This is a genomic window from Streptomyces flavochromogenes (assembly GCF_000717595.1).
Taxonomy (GTDB): Bacteria; Actinomycetota; Actinomycetes; order Streptomycetales; family Streptomycetaceae; genus Streptomyces; species Streptomyces flavochromogenes.
The window spans coordinates 66,930-82,896 of the sequence record NZ_JNZO01000012.1; the positions used below are offsets into that span (position 1 = coordinate 66,930).

Sequence of the window (15,967 nt, forward strand, 5' to 3'; positions counted from 1 at the left end):
ACGTATCGGGCTCGGTGCGCGGAGTGACCTCGCCCCGATTACGCCTGTTTCGAAGCGAGTTCGACGAGGGTGATGTCCGAGGGCGCCCCGACCCGGACCGGCGGACCCCAGGCGCCCGCGCCACGCGAGACGTACAGCTGGGTGTCTCCGTACCGTTCGAGCCCGGCGACGGTCGGATTGGCCAGTTCGGCGAGGTAGTTGCCGGGCCAGAGCTGACCGCCGTGGGTGTGGCCGGAGAGCTGGAGGTCCACGCCGTGACGGACGGCGTCGTGGACGACGATCGGCTGGTGCGCGAGGAGCACCGCGGCGCGGGCCCGGTCGCGGTCGCCGAGCGCCCGTCCGAAGTCCGGGCCCTGTCCCTCGCTCTCGCCCGCGATGTCGTCGACGCCGGCGAGGTCGAAGCCGGCCGCGACCTCCACCCGCTCGTTGCGCAGCGGGCGCAGCCCGAGCTCGCGGACGTGGTCGACCCAGGCGTCCGCGCCCGAGAAGTACTCGTGGTTGCCGGTCACGAAGAAGGAGCCGTGGCGGGCACGGAGCCGCGCGAGGGGCTCGGCGGCGGAGCCGAGGTTCTCGACGGTGCCGTCGACGAGGTCGCCGACGACCGCGATCAGATCGGGCTGGGTGGCGTTGATCGTGTCGACGATGCGCTGGGTGTGGGCGCGGCCGAGGATCGGCCCGAGGTGGATGTCGGAGACGACGGCGATGCGGTAGCCGTGGGCCGCGCGCGGGATCTTGGCGAGCGGGACGGTGACCCGCTTGACCTTGGGGCCGCGCAGCACGCCGTACGTGCCGTAGCCGACGGTCCCGACGGCGGCGGCGGCCGCGGCACCGCCGACGACCCGGGAGACGAAGAGCCGCCGGGAGACCTCGGCGGGGGTCGTGGGCGCGGACTGCGGGGTCGCGTCGGCCGGCTCCTCGGGGGCGGCGGGCGCGTGTTCCGGGACCGGCACCGGTACGGGCGCCGCCACCGGCGCCGCCGCGGGTGCCTCGGCCCGCGCGCGGCGGTCGAGCCGGCGGAGCAGGAGGGGCCTGACCGCCTCGCCGGCGGCCAGGGCGAGGGTCACGTACAGCAGCAGCGCGAGCCACAGGAAGCCGGGCCAGGCGACCACCTGCTGGAGCACGAACGGGGCGCCGGCGCGGGACGAGGAGAGGGCCGCGAACGACAGCAGCGGCAGTACCACGACGGCGGCCGTGCCCAGGCGGCGCGGCAGGCTCCCCCGCGTCGTGACGTCACGCACGAGGCGCCGCCACACGTACCAGTGCACGGCGCCGAGCAGCGCGAGCACCACGATCAGAACCAGCAGGAAGACGACCACGCCCCGGAACCCCTCTTCTACCGCTCGCGCGGTTCTAACCGATGTCGCGGCGCGCGGCGCGCACCCCACGCAACCCGAGCACTCCGATCACCGTCCCCAGGACAAAGGACGTGACGGCAAGCAGCAGATGAACCCAGAAGTAGGCCGTCGGGTCACCGGCCTCGTCGAACGCGAGGCCGCTCCCGTCGTTCCACAGGTTCTTGACGAAAGTGATCCAGATGAACCAGCTCCACACCCCGAACGCGAGCAGGAACCAGGAGACGCGACGGCTGAACTTCATGACCCCAGTATCACCGTCCGTCCCACTGGCCCCGCGGACGGGTGGACGAGCCCGGCCGAACCGCCAGCCGGGGTTCGGATCCTTGTTCCGTACCTGTACGTTCACGACCGTGTCTGCTTCGAAGAAGACCGCTTGGGCGGTCACTGCTGCTGTGTTCCTGCCACTCGTCGTCGCCGTGCCCGCGCACGCGGACACACAGGACGAGAAGGACAAGCAGCCCAAGCCCCCGAACGCGATGTCCTCGCTCGGAGGACCGCTGCTCGGCAACCCCGGTACCCAGGTGCAGCTGGGGCCCGGCGCCCCGGTGCTGCCGAAGGAGCTGTCCGGACGCTCCTGGATCGTCGCGGACGCCGAGAGCGGCCAGATCCTCGCCGCGCACAACGCGCACTGGCCGCTGGCCCCGGCCTCGACCCTCAAGATGCTCTTCGCGGACACCCTGCTGCCGAAGTTCCCCGACGCCCGGCTCAAGCACCTCGTCACCAACGCCGACCTGGCCGGGATAGGAGCCGGCTCCAGCCTGGTCGGCATCAAGGAGAAGCAGACCTACACCGTCCACGACCTGTGGCTCGGGGTCTTCCTCCGCTCGGGCAACGACGCCGTGCACGTCCTGACCAGCATGAACAGCGGTCTGCGCCAGACCGTGAAGGAGATGAACGACCACGCGGCCGAGCTCCAGGCGCTCGACACGCACGTGGTCTCCCCGGACGGCTACGACGCCCCCGGCCAGGTCTCCTCCGCGTACGACCTGACACTGATCGCCCGCAGCGGCATGCAGAAGCCGGCCTTCCGCGAGTACGCCGCCACGCCCCGCGCCGCCTTCCCCGGCGAACAGAAGCCGGGCAAGAAGCGCGAGACCTTCGAGATCCAGAACACCAACCGGCTGCTCACCGGTGACCTCGGCGTCGCCCCGTACCAGGGCATCGCCGGAGTCAAGAACGGCAACACCACGCACGCGGGTGCCACCTTCACAGGTGTCGCGGAGCGCAACGGCAAGGTGCTGCTCGTCACCGTGATGAACCCCTCGTCGAAGGAGCAGCACGCGGTCTACCGCGAGACCGCCCGGCTGCTCGACTGGGGCTTCGCCGCGGCCGGGAAGGTCACCCCGGTCGGCGAGCTGGTGCCGCCGCTGTCCGCCCGTACCGAGACGACCGCCCCGGACGACGGTGCCGCCCCGGCGCCCGGCAAGAACGCCCCGGACGACACCGTCCGGGCGGCCTCCGACGAGCGGTCCGGTGGCATCGGGATCGCGCTCGGCGTGGCCGGCGGGGTCCTCGTGCTCCTCGCCGGTGCCGTCTTCCTGGTCAACCGCCGCTGGCCGCTGGCCGGGGCGGCGGGACGTCGTCGCCGTTCCCGCCGGAACCCGGATGTGAATCCGTAGTCGACTCGGACCGGTCGTCGGCCGCGGACTCCTCTCGGGAACCCGTGGCCGTCCACGCGGCGCAGAACAGCAGCAGCTTCGCGGTGAAGTTGATCCAGAGCAGCAGGGCGACCGGCACGCCGAACGCCCCGTACATCGACTTCGAGGCGACGCCCCTCATGTAGCCGCCGAGCAGCAGCTTCAGCAGCTCGAAGCCGACCGCGCCCATCAGCGCCGCCACGACGAGCCGGCGGCGCGGCGGGTGCACGTCGGGCAGCAGCGTCAGGACGTACAGCAGGATCAGGAAGTCGGCGACGACGGCGACCAGGACGGCGGCCGCCTGCAGGAGGTAGCCGCCCGCCCCCTCGCTGGAGATCCCGACCCGGTCGGCACTCCAGCCGACGGCGGTGGAGCCGAGCCAGGACGCGGCGAGCGAGGCGAGGGCCACGCCGCCGAGGCCGATGAGGATGAGCGCGTCCTTGCCCTTGAGCAGGATCGGGTTGCCCTCGACGTCGTCGAGGCCCCACACGGCGCGCAGGCACTCCCGCATGGCCCCGATCCAGCTGATGCCGGTGAGCAGCAGGATCGCGCCGGCGACGAGCCCGACGGTGCCGGCGTTGTCGACCAGACCGCTGATGTTGAGCTGGTCGGAGATGCCGGGCACCTGGTCGCTGATCTTCTCCTCGATCTTGTCGAGCTGGTCCTTGCTGAGGAGCGCGGCCCCGACCGCCGCGGCGACCGTGATCAGCGGGAAGAGGGCGAGGAAGGACAGGAAGGTGATCGCGGCGGCGAGCCGGGTCCAGTGGGCCGCGTCGAGGGTCTCGTACGAGCGCCAGGCATGGGTCCGCATGAGCCGGGCGGCCCAGGGGCCGATGACGGGGAGCTTGGTCAGCCAGTCCATGTCGTACGTCTGCCCCTCGATCCGTTCGGGTGCGCGGAGAGCGCAGTACGAGAATCCCCCGCCGGGGCTCGCGTACCCGCGAGCGACATCCCGCACGCCGCGAGCGGCACCCCGTGCGGCGCCGTCCGTCGAGGGCTTCGGGATTCTTTTCCGACACTCCTTTGATCACCCATTTCGACGAACCGCTCTGCAATACCGGCATAAGCGACAGACGCGGCTATACGGTCACCCTCATGGCTGTCGAGACCCACGTCCTGGACGACGACCGCGAAGCGATCACCGGCTGGGGCGCACCGCACCGACCCCCGCGCGCGTGCGGCGGCCCCGCGGTCACGCCGAGGTCGCCGACGCCGTCCTCGGCATGACCGGCCCGGACCGGGTCCCCCGGCACCCGCTACGTGACCGTCCGGTCCCCCTCCCCCTCGGACCTCTCCCGCCGCCTCGACCTCTAGGAGCCCCCATGAAGGACGCCTTCGGCGCCCCGCAGTCCCTGCTCGTCCTCGGCGGCACCTCCGAGATCGGGCTCGCCACCGCACGCCGGCTGATCGCCCGCCGCACCCGGACCATCTGGCTGGCCGGACGCCCCTCCCCCGCGCTCGCCGCGGCGGCGGACTCCCTGCGGGCCCTGGGCGCGGACGTGCACACCGTCCCCTTCGACGCGCTCGACACCGAGTCGCACGAGGAGCGGCTGGGGAAGATCTTCACCGAGGGTGCCATCGACATGGTGCTGATGGCCTTCGGGGTCCTCGGCGACCAGGCGCGCGACGAGTCCGACCCGGTCGCCGCCGTCCGGGTCGCGCAGACCAACTACACGGGAGCGGTCTCGGCCGGCCTGGTGTGCGCCGCCTCGCTCCAGGCACAGGGACACGGCTCGCTGGTGGTGCTCTCGTCGGTGGCGGGCGAGCGGGCCCGCCGCGCCGACTTCATCTACGGCTCGTCCAAGGCGGGGCTCGACGCCTTCGCCCAGGGCCTCGGGGACGCGCTGCACGGCACCGGGGTGCACGTCATGGTCGTGCGGCCCGGGTTCGTCCGCTCGAAGATGACGGCCGGGCTCGCGGAGGCGCCGCTGGCGACCACGCCGGAGGCGGTCGCGAGCGCGATCGAGCTGGGGCTGCGGCGGCGCTCGGAGACGGTGTGGGTGCCGGGTGCGCTGCGGATGGTGATGGCGGCGGTACGGCACGTGCCGAGGCCGCTGTTCCGGCGCCTTCCGGTGTGACGTACCGAACGCCGAGTACCGGCGCACGGCCGTGCGCCGGTACGGCGTACCCGAGTCCGGCTCTAGGCCGTGGGCGTCGGTGTGTCCACGGGGCTGCCGCCCTGCGCGGGGACCGCCGAGATCGGGCGGCCGCTGCCGAACTCGTAGTCGTACAGCTTCCGCCAGACCCCGTCCGAGCCCTGCTCGTACAGCGCGAACGAGCGGCAGGTCCAGGCCGCCTCGTACCCGGCGAGCTCCTCGAACGCCCGGTCCATCCCCTCCTCGGAGATGCCGTGCGCCACGGTGACGTGCGGGTGGTACGGGAACTGGAGCTCGCGCGCGAGGGGGCCCGCCTCGTCCCGGATCCGGTGCTGGAGCCGGTTGCAGAGCGGCACGCCCTCCTTCAGCTTCACGAAGACGACCGGGGAGAGCGGGCGGAAGGTCCCGGTGCCCTTGAGGCGCACGGGGAACGGCTGGTGGTCGGCGGCGACACCCGCGAGGTGCGCCTCGATCTCCGGCAGCCGCTCCTCGGCGACCTCCGTCGGCGGGACCAGGGTGACGTGCGTGGGAATGCCGTACGCGGCAGGGTCCCCGAAGCCGGCGCGCCGCTCCTGGAGCAGGCTGCCGTAGGGCTCCGGGACCGCGATCGAAACGCCGAGCGTTACGGTCCCCACGTCGTTCTCCTCCGTCGTCGGTCGACTTGTGTGCGGGTGGTGCAGCCGCCAGTGTGCGGCCTGCACCGCCCTTTGGGCCAGGGTCCTCGGTCTCAGTGCTTGGCCGGCAGGAAGCCGATGCGCTCGTACGTCTGCGCCAGCGTCTCGGCGGCGACCGCGCGGGCCTTCTCGGCTCCCTTGGCCAGGACAGAGTCCAGCGTCTCCGGGTCGTCCAGGTATTCCTGGGTGCGGGTCCGGAACGGCGTGACGAAGTCCACCATGACCTCGGCGAGGTCCGTCTTCAGCGCGCCGTACATCTTGCCCTCGTAGCTCTTCTCCAGGTCCTCGACGGAGGTGGAGGTGAGCGTGGACATGATGGTGAGCAGGTTGGAGACGCCGGCCTTGTTCTCCGGGTCGAAACGGATCACCGTCTCGGTGTCGGTGACCGCGCTCTTGACCTTCTTCGCGGTGGTCTTCGGGTCGTCCAGGAGGTTGATGAGGCCCTTCGGCGTGGACGCCGACTTGCTCATCTTGATCGCCGGGTCCTGGAGGTCGTAGATCTTCGCCGTCTCCTTGAGGATGTACGGCGCCGGGATGGTGAACGTCTCGCCGAAGCGGCCGTTGAAGCGCTCCGCGAGGTCACGGGTCAGCTCGATGTGCTGGCGCTGGTCCTCGCCGACCGGGACCTGGTTGGCCTGGTAGAGCAGGATGTCCGCGACCTGCAGGATCGGGTACGTGAAGAGGCCGACGGTGGCGCGGTCGGCGCCCTGCTTGGCGGACTTGTCCTTGAACTGGGTCATGCGGGAGGCCTCGCCGAAGCCGGTGAGGCAGTTCATGACCCAGCCGAGCTGGGCGTGCTCGGGGACGTGGCTCTGGACGAACAGGGTGCAGCGCTCGGGGTCGAGACCGGCGGCGAGCAGCTGGGCCGCGGCGAGCCGGGTGTTGGCGCGCAGCTCGGCGGGGTCCTGCGGGACCGTGATCGCGTGCAGGTCGACGACCATGTAGAAGGCGTCGTGGGTCTCCTGGAGGGCGACCCACTGGCGGACGGCGCCGAGGTAGTTGCCGAGGTGGAACGAGCCTGCCGTGGGCTGGATTCCGGAGAGCACGCGGGGACTGTCAGAGGCCATGCACATCATTCTCTCAGGTGTGGGAACCGATCCCGGACTGCCGGTGTATCAAGAGTGTGAGGACGCGGGAGGGGGGCCTGGTCGACGACGAGGCCGCGGTGATCGCACGGGTCCGCGCCGGGGAGCCGGAGGCGTACGCGGCGCTGGTCCGCGCCCACACGGCGGTCGCGCTGAGAGCCGCGGTGGCGTGCGGCGCGGGCCCGGAGGCCGAGGACGTGGTGCAGCAGGCCTTCTTCAAGGCGTACCGCTCGCTCGGGCGTTTCAAGGACGGCTCGGCGTTCCGGCCGTGGCTGCTGCGGATCGTCGTCAATGAGACCAGGAACACAGTGCGGTCGGCGGGCCGTCAGCGGGCCGTCGCCGACCGGGAGGCGGGCCTGCTCGGGGGCGAGCCGCGGATACCGGAGTCGGCCGACCCGGCGGTCGCGGCGGTGGAGCGGGAGCGGAGCAGAAGGCTCCTGGACGCGCTCGACGGACTGAGCGAGGACCACCGGCAGGTGGTGATCCACCGCTATCTCCTGGAGCTGGACGAGACGGAGACGGCGCAGGCGCTCGGCTGGCCGAGGGGGACGGTGAAGTCCCGGCTGAACCGTGCGCTGAGGAAGCTGGGGCGGGTGCTCGGGGAGAGCCTGACGGAGGGACCGGAGGGAGGTGAGGGGCGTGGCTGACGAGGGTCTGCCGGACGAGCTGAGGGAGCTGGGACGGCGGCTGCGGGTGCCGGACGTGGACGGGGAGTCGATGGCCGAGCGCGTGCTCGCCCAGCTCCTCGCCGAGCAGGTGCCGACGCCGGTGCCGGTCCGCCGTCGACGGGACGGGTGGGCGTCGGTACGGGGCTGGGCGCGGGCACGGTGGCGGGCGCTGGTGGCGGGCCTGACCGGGGTGCTGATCGTCCTGGTGCTCACCCCGCCGGTGCGGGCGGCGGTGGCGGAGTGGTTCGGCTTCGGCGGGGTCGCCGTGCGGTACGACCCGGACGGGCGGCACGTCCCGGCCGGGGGCGCGGTGCCGGGGTGCCCGGAGCCCGTGCCGCCGGCGGAGGCCGGGCGGCTCGCGGGCTTCGAGCCGCTGATACCGAGGGCGCTCGGGGCGCCGGACGCGATGGCGGTGACGGGGTCGGCCGAGCGGGGCCGGGCGGTGATCAGTCTGTGCTGGCACGACGGGGAGCGGACGGTCCGGCTGGACGAGTTCCCGGCCCGGCTGGACATCGGCTTCGCCAAGCAGGTGCGGACACAGCCGGAGTGGGTCGATCTCCCGGACGGCGCGCAGGGGTACTGGTTCGCGGCCCCGCATCTGCTGACGTTCCCGATGACGGACGGGACGGGCACCGCCTGGACCCATGAGGTCCGCACGGCGGGCCCCACGCTCCTCTGGACGAGGAACGGGGGCGCGCTCACCTTCCGTCTGGAGGGCATACCGGACCGTGAGGAGGCTCGGCGGACGGCGGAGTCGGTCGGCGGCTGACGGCCGGGCCCCGCCCCGGGGTCAGACCGGGAGGCCCGGGGCCGGGAAGGCGGTCAGCAGGTCGGCGACCTCCGCGCGGACGGCGGCGAGGGCCTGCTCGTCGCCCGCGCCCGCGGCCGCGACACCGCGGTCGATCCACTCGGCGACCTGGTCCATGTGTTCCGTGGCGAGTCCGCGGGAGGTGAGGGAGGGGGTGCCGATACGGATGCCCGAGGGGTCGAACGGCTTCCGGGGGTCGTAGGGGACGGTGTTGTAGTTGACGACGATGCCCGCCCGGTCGAGGGCCTTCGCGGCGATCTTGCCCGGGACCTGCTTGGGGGTGAGGTCCATCAGGATCAGGTGGTTGTCGGTGCCGCCGGAGACGAGGTCGAAGCCGCGGGCGAGGAGTGCGTCGGCGAGGGCCTTGGCGTTGGCGACGACGGCGTGGGCGTAGTCGCGGAAGGAGGGCAGGGACGCCTCGCGGAGGGCGACGGCGATGGCGGCGGTGGTCTGGTTGTGCGGGCCGCCCTGGAGGCCGGGGAAGACGGCTTTGTCGAGGGCCTTGGCGTGCTCCTCGCGGGACATCAGCATGGCGCCGCGCGGGCCGCGCAGGGTCTTGTGGGTGGTCGTGGAGATGACGTCCACGTGTGGGACCGGGGACGGGTGGGCGCCGCCCGCGATCAGGCCGGCGATGTGGGCGACGTCGGCGACGAGCACGGCACCGGCCTCGCGGGCGATCTCGCCGAAGGCGGCGAAGTCGATCGTGCGGGGCAGCGCGGTGCCACCGCAGAAGATCACCTTGGGGCGTTCCTTGAGGGCGAGCTCGCGGACCTCGTCGAAGTCGATGAGGCCCGTGTCCTGGCGGACGCCGTACTGGACGCCGCGGAACCACTTGCCGGTGGCGGAGACGCCCCAGCCGTGGGTGAGGTGGCCGCCCATGGGCAGGGCCATGCCCATGACCGTGTCGCCGGGCTCGGCGAAGGCGAGGTAGACGGCGAGGTTGGCCGGGGAGCCGGAGTAGGGCTGGACGTTGGCGTGGTCGACGCCGAAGACGGCCTTGGCGCGCTCGACGGCGAGGGTCTCGACCTGGTCGATGTTCTGCTGGCCCTCGTAGTAGCGGCGGCCGGGGTAGCCCTCGCTGTACTTGTTCTGGAGGACGGTGCCGGAGGCTTCGAGGACGGCGGCGGAGACGTAGTTCTCGCTGGGGATGAGGCGCAGGGTCGCGGCCTGGAGGCGTTCCTCGGCACCGACGAGGGCGGCGAGCTCGGGGTCGGCGGCGGCGAGCGCGGGGTGCGTGTACTGGTGCTGCTGCGGCGTGGTCATGGTGGAGTCCTCCGGGCGTCGGCTGGTCCCCGGGCACTGCGTGAGAGGCGCGGCGCCACGCGGGACTTCGGTCCCGTGACGCCCAGGCGGGCGGCGTCTCGTGTGGTCTGCCGCGCACGGCTCCCCCGGGGTCGCTTCCCCGTGCGCCAGTCGCCGTGCGTGTCTTCAGAGTAGCGGGCGTCCTGCCGGTCGGGCCGTGAGCCGGGCCCGACCGGCAGGAGACCCGCGAAGGGCGCGCCGCGCGCGAGGTTTCCCGGTCCGGCATCCGAGCGACGATAGAAACAGGGGCCACATCCCCTCGTCGGGGTCACCCCCCGAGCCGCAGGACGAACGGAGATCCCGTGTCGAGCACAGAAGACGCGATCGCTTCGGCGGAGGCGCACAGCGCTCACAACTACCACCCCCTGCCGGTCGTCGTCGCTTCGGCGGACGGCGCCTGGATGACCGATGTCGAGGGGCGCCGCTATCTCGACATGCTCGCCGGTTACTCGGCGCTCAACTTCGGGCACGGCAACCGGCGCCTGATCGACGCGGCGAAGGCCCAGCTGGAGCGGGTGACGCTGACGTCGCGCGCCTTCCACCACGACCGGTTCGCCGAGTTCTGCACCCGGCTCGCCGAGCTGTGCGGGAAGGAGGCGGTGCTGCCGATGAACACCGGCGCGGAGGCGATCGAGACGGCCGTGAAGACCGCCCGGAAGTGGGGGTACGAGGTGAAGGGCGTGCCGGACGGGCACGCGAAGATCGTGGTGGCGGCGAACAACTTCCACGGCAGGACGACGACGATCGTCAGCTTCTCCACGGACCACGAGGCGCGGGACCACTTCGGTCCGTACACGCCGGGGTTCGAGATCGTGCCGTACGGGGACCTGACGGCGATGGAGGCGGCGGTCACCGAGAACACGGTGGCGGTACTGCTCGAACCGATCCAGGGCGAGGCGGGGGTCCTGGTCCCGCCGGCGGGCTATCTGGCGGGGGTGCGGGAGCTGACCCGCCGTCGGAACGTGCTGTTCATGGCGGACGAGATCCAGTCGGGTCTGGGCCGGACGGGCCGGACGTTCGCGTGCGAGCACGAGAACGTGGTGCCGGACGTGTACATCCTCGGGAAGGCGCTGGGCGGCGGGGTGGTGCCGGTGTCGGCGGTGGTCGCCGACCGGGATGTGCTCGGGGTGTTCCGGCCGGGTGAGCACGGGTCGACGTTCGGCGGGAACCCGCTGGCCTGCGCGGTGGCCCTTGAGGTGATCGCGATGCTGCGGACGGGCGAGTACCAGGAGCGGGCGACGGAGCTGGGCGAGCACCTGCACGCGGAACTGGGGCTGCTCGTGGGCGGCGGGGCGGTGGAGGCGGTGCGCGGTCGCGGGCTCTGGGCCGGGGTGGACATCGCGCCGTCGCACGGCACGGGCCGGGAGATCTCCGAGAAGCTGATGGCGCGGGGTGTCCTGGTGAAGGACACCCACGGCTCGACGATCCGGATCGCGCCGCCGCTGGTCATCTCCAAGGAGGACCTGGACTGGGGTCTCGAACAGCTGAGGGGCGTGCTGTCGGAGGAGTGACGACGTCCGTTCGAGGGGACGGCGACCACGGGCCGGGCCGGGGCAACTCGGACCATTGACACGGCAGTTGGTCTAGGCCAATGATGCCGCCATGCCGAGACCCCGTCTGCGTCACGCCGTGCGTGCCGCGCTCGCCGCCGTCGTCCCCCTCGCGCTCCTCGGCGCGGTCACGGGACCCGCGCACGCCGCCCCGAGGGCGGCCTGGCCCGAGCCCGTCCCGGTGGTCTCGCACATCGAGACCACCGACCCGGTCGTCTTCATCACCATCGACGACGGCTGGTTCCACGACCCCGCCGCGGCGAAGCTGCTGCTCGACCGCCGGGTGCCCGCCTCGCTCTTCCTGCTGCCCGGCGCCTACTCGTACGACTCCGGTTACTTCCACACCCTGCTGAACCAGGGCCCCTCCCGCGTCGAGAACCACACGGTCGACCACCCGGACCTGACCACCCTCGACGCCGCGGGCCAGAAGGCGGAGGTCTGCGGGGCGCGCGACCGGAACCTCGCGCAGTTCGGCGACGGCCCGCGGCTGCTCCGCCCGCCGTACGGCGTGTACGACGCCACCACCCTGGCCACCGCCCGCGCCTGCGGGGCGAAGGCGCTGGTGACCTGGACGTACGACCTCACCACCTGGGGCCAGTGGACCCCGCCGACGCCGGCCCTCAGGGCCGGCGACATCATCCTGCTGCACTTCAACGAGACCCTGGAGCAGGATCTGACGCGGGCCCTGGCGGCGGCCGAGGCCGCGGGGCTGAGGCCGGCGCCGCTCAGGGAGTACCTCCCCGAGTAGCGGGGGCGGCCGGAGGGCGGGCCCTCTACAGGATCACGTGCGGCAGGAAGCGGGCGTACTCGTCGGTGACGAGGCTCGACGACTCCCGGATGCCGAGTCCCGCGGCCTCGTCCTCGACGACCCACGCGCCGAGCACCACCCGGTTGCCGTCGAAGTCGGGCAGCGGGGCCAGCTCCTGGTAGCAGCAGGGCTCCCCGTCCCGTACGAACGGCTCCGTACCGGCCTCGTGCAGGGTGACGCCCGCGCCCTCGCGGCCGAGCAGCGGCTTGGCGACCCAGCCGGCGGTCGTGGCGAGTTCCCGCGGTCCGTCGAGGTAGGCGGGCAGCAGGTTGGGGTGGCCGGGGTACAGCTCCCACAGGATCGCCAGGAGCGCCTTGTTGGAGAGCAGCATCTTCCAGGCGGGCTCGATCCAGCAGGTGGTGCCGGTGCCGCCGCCGTTGTCGAGGGTGTCCAGCACGTGCCGGCCGAAGCGGTCGGTGGTCAGCCACTCCCACGGGTAGAGCTTGAAGCAGCTGCGGATGAACCGAAGCCGGTCGTCCACGAAGCGGCGCGAGAGCCGGTCCCAGCCGATCCGTTCGACGGAGAGCGCCTCGGTCTCCAGCCCGGCCTGCTGGGCGGTCTCGCGCAGATACGCGACCGTCATCAGGTCCTCGCCGAGCTCGTCGCCGTCCGAGTGCACGAAGTGGAGGGGACCGGGCGGCAGCAGACGGGCCTGCTTCCGCCACGCGTCGACGAGCCGTTCGTGGAGGGAGTTCCACTGGTCGGCGCCGGGGAACCGTTCCTCCATCCAGAACCACTGCGGGCTCGCGGCCTCCACGAGCGAGGTGGGGGTGTCGGCGTTGTACTCCAGCATCTTGGCCGGGCCGGTGCCGTCGTACCGCAGGTCGAACCGCCCGTAGAGGGAGGGGAGTTCGGCGCGCCGTCGCCAGGACTCCGCGACCAGGGAGGCGAGCTTCGGATCGGTGATCCCCAGCTCGGCGAACCGGTCCCGCTCGACGATGTGCGCGGCCGCCGCGAGGCACATCGCGTGCAGCTCCTCCACGACCTCCTCAAGGGCCTCGACCTCGGGCAGGCTGAACGAGTAGTACGCGCTCTCGTCCCAGTACGGACGCAGCGAACCGTCCGGGTAGCGGGTCAGCGGGTAGACGAGCCCCTGCTCCTCCACCGTCTCCTGCCAGCCGGGCCGGGGCTCGATGGTGTGCCGTCGCATGTGCCGGACCTCTCTCAGCCGCCGCCGGAACCGGAGCAGCCGAAGCCGCCGGTGTCGACGGCCTTCTTGTCGAAGCTGCCGCCGCTGACACGGTTGTCACGTATGGAGCCGCCGTAGTAGTACGAGCCACGGTGGGTGGTGCCGCCGTTGTCGTCGTCGCCGCCGCCGCTCTCGCACTCGTAGCTGGGCAGCGTCTCCCGGGTCACCGGGTCCACACACCGCTTGTCCGGGTCGGAGCCGCACGCGGTGATCGTCGCCGCGAGCACACCCATCCCGCCGAGCACCACCGTGCTCGACCTCAGCCTCCGCATGTCCCTGGCCCTCCCCTTCGCAGTCGCGACCGCACAGTGTAGGCCGGTCAATTCCAGCCGCAGCGCCTAGAGTCATTTCGTGCTACTCGGGATGATTTGTGCGCTCGCCTCGTCCGTCTGCTTCGGCGCGGCCTCCGTTCTCCAGGCGATGGCGGCCCGCGCCACGACACCGGGGACCGGTGGCGGAGTCGACATCGCGCTGATGTGGCGGGCGCTGCGGCAGTGGCGGTACATCGCCGGCCTCAGCATGGACGGCCTCGGCTTCGGCCTCCAGATCGTGGCCCTGCGGACCCTGCCCATCTACGTGGTCGGCGCGGCCCTCGCGGCGAGTCTGGCGGTCACGGCGGTCATCGCCTCCCGGGTGCTGCGGGTGCGGCTCAGCCGGGTGGAGTGGACGGCGGTGGGCGTGGTCTGCGCCGGACTCGCGCTGCTGGCCCTCGCCTCCGGGAAGGAGGGCCACCAGGACGGCCCCGAGTGGCTGCCCTGGGCGCTGCTCGCGAGCGCCTTCGGGGTGCTGCTGCTCGGCGTCGTGGGCGGCCGGCTGCCGGCGAAGCCCCGCGCCCTCGTCCTCGGCCTGGGGGCGGGCTTCGGCTTCGGGGTGGTGGAGGTGGCGGTCCGGCTGATCGACGGCATCGATTTCGCCGATCCGGTCTGGTACGCGCTCCTGGTGGGCGGCGGGGCGGCGTTCGTGCTGCTGACCTCGGCGCTCCAGCGCGGCTCGGTGACGACGGCGACGGCGGGCGCGGTGCTCGGCGAGACGGTCGGCCCCGCGATCATCGGGGTGGCCTGGCTCGGTGACACCACCCGGGAGGGCCTCGGCTGGCTCGCGGTCACCGGCTTCGCGATCGCCGTGGCGGGCTCCCTGACCCTGGCCCGCTTCGGCGAACCGCCGGAGGTGGACGCGAGCGGGCGGACGGCGGAGGCGGGGGCGGCGGGATCGAGGGTGGGCGGGGCCTCAGGGCCGGGCTCCGGTACGGGCGCGGGTCCGGGCGCGGGTCCGGGCCGGGATGCCTCCTAGGCGCCCCCGGGCGCCTGGGGCAGCACCCGGCACAGGGCCTGGAGTGCGCCCTGCCAGGCGCTGTCCGGGGGTGTCGCGTAGCCGACGACCAGGCCGTCCAGGGTCGCCGGCACCGTCGGGCGGCGGAACTGGTTCACGCCCTGGACCGCGAGGCCGTTCCAGGCGGCGGCCCGCAGCACGTCCTGCTCCGTGCCGGGCGGCAGGGCCAGGACGGCGTGGAGGCCGGCGGCGATCCCGCTGACCCTCGTCTCCGGCGAGTGCGCGGCCACGGCCGCCACCAGCTGGTCCCGGCGCCGCCGGTAGCGCAGCCGCATCGCCCGTACGTGCCGGTCGTACGCCCCCGAACTCAGGAACTCCGCGAACGCCAGCTGGTCCGGCGCGCTGGACACCCAGTCCACGACCCCCTTCGCCGCCACCACCTCGCCGACCAGGCTCTCGGGCAGCACCATCCACGCGAGCCGCAGCCCCGGGGCGAGGGACTTGCTCGCGGTGCCGAGGTAGACGACCCGCTCGGGATCGAGGCCCTGGAGGGCGCCCACCGGCTGCCGGTCGTACCGGAACTCCCCGTCGTAGTCGTCCTCCAGGACGAAGCCGCCCGAGGCCCGCGCCCAGTCGACGACCTCGGCACGCCGGTCCGGGGGCAGTGCGCCGCCCAGCGGGAACTGGTGGGCGGCCGTCATCAGGACGGCTCCGACCGAGCCGAGGGGGCCGGACTCCTCGACACGGGTGCCGCGTTCGTCGAAGGGCAGGACCGGGGTGCCGAGGCCCGAGCCGGTGAGGAGACCCGCGTGGAGGCCGAGCCCGTACGACTCGATCGCGACGTCCCGGACGCCCCGGCTCCGCAGCACCTGTCCGATCAGCATCAGACCGTGCACGAATCCCGCGCAGACGACGATCCGTTCGGGCCGGGCGTACACGCCCCGCGCGCGGGCCAGGTACTCGGCGAGGACGGTACGCAGTTCGATCCGGCCGCGCGGATCGCCGTACCCGAAGGCCTCGTTGGGGGCCGCGGTGAGCGCCCGCCGGTACGCCTTGAGCCACTCGGCGCGCGGGAAGGACGCCAGGTCGGGGGTGCCGGCCTTCAGGTTGTGCGCGGGCGTCGAGGGCCGGGGCAGGGCGCGCGCGGGAGAGGCGGCGGGGACGGTGGCGGGTCGGGCCTCGGGGTGACGGGGCTCGGCACGGCGATGCTCCGCCCGACGGGGCTCGGCACGGCGGGGCTCGGCACGGCGGGCGACCCGGGTGCCGGAGCCCTGCCGGGCCGTGAGCCAGCCCTCGGCGACGAGTTCGGCGTAGGCGTCGGCCACGGTGTTGCGGGCCATGCCGAGGTCCACGGCGAGCGACCGGGAGGACGGCAGCCTGCTGCCCGCTTCCAGGCGCCCGCTGCGCACCGCCTCGCGGAGCGCGTCCATGAGCCCGGCCCGCAGCCGCGGACCGCGCAGTTCCAGATGGAGATCGGCCCCGAAAGTGGCCCACTCGTTCGCCATACGAATGGACCATACTCCTGA

At 72.7% G+C, this 15,967-nt stretch carries 17 protein-coding genes and 1 riboswitch; of the genes, 8 read left to right on the forward strand and 9 right to left on the reverse strand.

The window, feature by feature from the left end; translation table 11 throughout:
- Positions 1 to 38 precede the first annotated feature (38 nt).
- Together IF00_RS0115565 and IF00_RS0115570 are read right to left on the reverse strand one after the other, a co-directional pair.
- Positions 39 to 1,316, reverse strand: a complete 1,278-nt coding sequence (locus tag IF00_RS0115565; RefSeq protein ID WP_030318444.1) for a metallophosphoesterase — start codon at positions 1,314 to 1,316, stop codon at positions 39 to 41.
- A gap of 34 nt (positions 1,317 to 1,350) precedes the next feature.
- A complete protein-coding gene (locus IF00_RS0115570; RefSeq protein WP_030318447.1) occupies positions 1,351 to 1,596 on the reverse strand; it encodes an SCO4848 family membrane protein in 246 nt (81 codons plus the stop codon).
- Positions 1,597 to 1,705: 109 nt separating this feature from the next.
- Between IF00_RS0115570 and IF00_RS0115575 the strand changes: the two genes are divergently transcribed.
- A complete protein-coding gene (locus tag IF00_RS0115575; protein WP_030318449.1) occupies positions 1,706 to 2,974 on the forward strand; it encodes a D-alanyl-D-alanine carboxypeptidase family protein in 1,269 nt (422 codons plus the stop codon).
- Here the strand turns inward: IF00_RS0115575 and IF00_RS0115580 are convergent.
- A complete protein-coding gene (locus IF00_RS0115580; protein WP_030318450.1) occupies positions 2,898 to 3,854 on the reverse strand; it encodes a YihY/virulence factor BrkB family protein in 957 nt (318 codons plus the stop codon). The two genes, IF00_RS0115575 and IF00_RS0115580, sit on opposite strands and share 77 nt — an antisense overlap.
- Before the next feature lie 233 nt (positions 3,855 to 4,087).
- Here IF00_RS0115580 and IF00_RS47645 point away from each other — a divergent pair, with 233 nt between their 5' ends.
- Positions 4,088 to 4,219, forward strand: coding sequence for a hypothetical protein (locus IF00_RS47645; protein WP_280922613.1), 132 nt, complete (start codon positions 4,088 to 4,090; stop codon positions 4,217 to 4,219).
- Between the two features lie 95 nt (positions 4,220 to 4,314).
- The gene (gene dprE2 / locus IF00_RS0115585; protein WP_030318452.1) at positions 4,315 to 5,070 is read left to right on the forward strand and encodes a decaprenylphospho-beta-D-erythro-pentofuranosid-2-ulose 2-reductase; all 756 of its coding nucleotides are present in this window, start codon (positions 4,315 to 4,317) and stop codon (positions 5,068 to 5,070) included.
- A gap of 62 nt (positions 5,071 to 5,132) precedes the next feature.
- Here the strand turns inward: dprE2 and IF00_RS0115590 are convergent, their stop codons facing one another.
- Together IF00_RS0115590 and trpS are read right to left on the reverse strand one after the other, a co-directional pair.
- A complete protein-coding gene (locus IF00_RS0115590) occupies positions 5,133 to 5,723 on the reverse strand; it encodes a 2'-5' RNA ligase family protein (RefSeq protein ID WP_030318453.1) in 591 nt (196 codons plus the stop codon).
- 92 nt (positions 5,724 to 5,815) lie between these two features.
- Positions 5,816 to 6,829, reverse strand: a complete 1,014-nt coding sequence (gene trpS, locus IF00_RS0115595) for a tryptophan--tRNA ligase (RefSeq protein ID WP_030318455.1) — start codon at positions 6,827 to 6,829, stop codon at positions 5,816 to 5,818.
- Positions 6,830 to 6,885: 56 nt separating this feature from the next.
- On the opposite strand from trpS, the gene IF00_RS0115600 reads away from it, so the two are divergent.
- Positions 6,886 to 7,494, forward strand: coding sequence for an RNA polymerase sigma factor (locus tag IF00_RS0115600; protein WP_030318457.1), 609 nt, complete (start codon positions 6,886 to 6,888; stop codon positions 7,492 to 7,494).
- Positions 7,487 to 8,284 carry a hypothetical protein gene (locus IF00_RS0115605; RefSeq protein ID WP_030318459.1) on the forward strand — a complete coding sequence of 266 codons (798 nt, stop codon included), beginning with the start codon at positions 7,487 to 7,489 and terminating at the stop codon, positions 8,282 to 8,284. The genes IF00_RS0115600 and IF00_RS0115605 overlap by 8 nt, the downstream gene beginning before the upstream one ends.
- Positions 8,285 to 8,305: 21 nt before the next feature.
- On the opposite strand, the gene IF00_RS0115610 is transcribed toward IF00_RS0115605, so the two are convergent.
- Positions 8,306 to 9,586 (reverse strand): serine hydroxymethyltransferase, encoded by a 1,281-nt coding sequence (locus IF00_RS0115610; protein ID WP_030318461.1) that lies wholly within the window; start codon positions 9,584 to 9,586, stop codon positions 8,306 to 8,308.
- Between the two features lie 73 nt (positions 9,587 to 9,659).
- Positions 9,660 to 9,750: riboswitch (ZMP/ZTP riboswitch) on the reverse strand.
- A gap of 177 nt (positions 9,751 to 9,927) precedes the next feature.
- On the opposite strand from IF00_RS0115610, the gene rocD reads away from it, so the two are divergent.
- Positions 9,928 to 11,136, forward strand: a complete 1,209-nt coding sequence (rocD, locus tag IF00_RS0115615) for an ornithine--oxo-acid transaminase (RefSeq protein ID WP_030318463.1) — start codon at positions 9,928 to 9,930, stop codon at positions 11,134 to 11,136.
- Between the two features lie 91 nt (positions 11,137 to 11,227).
- Positions 11,228 to 11,923: a polysaccharide deacetylase family protein gene (locus IF00_RS0115620; protein WP_030318465.1), complete on the forward strand. Its 696-nt coding sequence runs from the start codon at positions 11,228 to 11,230 to the stop codon at positions 11,921 to 11,923.
- A gap of 25 nt (positions 11,924 to 11,948) precedes the next feature.
- Here IF00_RS0115620 and IF00_RS0115625 read toward each other — a convergent pair whose 3' ends face one another.
- Complete coding sequence (locus tag IF00_RS0115625; RefSeq protein ID WP_030318468.1) at positions 11,949 to 13,133, reverse strand: glutathionylspermidine synthase family protein; 1,185 nt, start codon at positions 13,131 to 13,133, stop codon at positions 11,949 to 11,951.
- 14 nt (positions 13,134 to 13,147) lie between these two features.
- A complete protein-coding gene (locus IF00_RS0115630) occupies positions 13,148 to 13,444 on the reverse strand; it encodes a hypothetical protein (protein WP_030318469.1) in 297 nt (98 codons plus the stop codon).
- Positions 13,445 to 13,535: 91 nt separating this feature from the next.
- Between IF00_RS0115630 and IF00_RS0115635 the strand changes: the two genes are divergently transcribed.
- Complete coding sequence (locus IF00_RS0115635) at positions 13,536 to 14,462, forward strand: hypothetical protein (protein WP_245234540.1); 927 nt, start codon at positions 13,536 to 13,538, stop codon at positions 14,460 to 14,462.
- Here the strand turns inward: IF00_RS0115635 and pdxR are convergent.
- A complete protein-coding gene (gene pdxR, locus IF00_RS0115640) occupies positions 14,459 to 15,946 on the reverse strand; it encodes a MocR-like pyridoxine biosynthesis transcription factor PdxR (RefSeq protein ID WP_030318473.1) in 1,488 nt (495 codons plus the stop codon). The genes IF00_RS0115635 and pdxR overlap by 4 nt on opposite strands.
- Between the last annotated feature and the right edge of the window lie 21 nt (positions 15,947 to 15,967).

Bases quoted from the DNA above. Each gene is read 5' to 3' on its own strand.
- IF00_RS0115630 (WP_030318469.1), bottom strand. From the start codon at position 13,444: ATGCGGAGGCTGAGGTCGAGCACGGTGGTGCTCGGCGGGATGGGTGTG.
- IF00_RS47645 (WP_280922613.1), top strand. From the start codon at position 4,088: ATGGCTGTCGAGACCCACGTCCTGGACGACGACCGCGAAGCGATCACC.
- IF00_RS0115580 (WP_030318450.1), bottom strand. From the start codon at position 3,854: ATGGACTGGCTGACCAAGCTCCCCGTCATCGGCCCCTGGGCCGCCCGG.
- pdxR (WP_030318473.1), bottom strand. From the start codon at position 15,946: ATGGCGAACGAGTGGGCCACTTTCGGGGCCGATCTCCATCTGGAACTG.
- IF00_RS0115610 (WP_030318461.1), bottom strand. From the start codon at position 9,586: ATGACCACGCCGCAGCAGCACCAGTACACGCACCCCGCGCTCGCCGCC.
- IF00_RS0115635 (WP_245234540.1), top strand. From the start codon at position 13,536: ATGATTTGTGCGCTCGCCTCGTCCGTCTGCTTCGGCGCGGCCTCCGTT.
- IF00_RS0115570 (WP_030318447.1), bottom strand. From the start codon at position 1,596: ATGAAGTTCAGCCGTCGCGTCTCCTGGTTCCTGCTCGCGTTCGGGGTG.
- dprE2 (WP_030318452.1), top strand. From the start codon at position 4,315: ATGAAGGACGCCTTCGGCGCCCCGCAGTCCCTGCTCGTCCTCGGCGGC.
- IF00_RS0115620 (WP_030318465.1), top strand. From the start codon at position 11,228: ATGCCGAGACCCCGTCTGCGTCACGCCGTGCGTGCCGCGCTCGCCGCC.
- trpS (WP_030318455.1), bottom strand. From the start codon at position 6,829: ATGGCCTCTGACAGTCCCCGCGTGCTCTCCGGAATCCAGCCCACGGCA.
- IF00_RS0115625 (WP_030318468.1), bottom strand. From the start codon at position 13,133: ATGCGACGGCACACCATCGAGCCCCGGCCCGGCTGGCAGGAGACGGTG.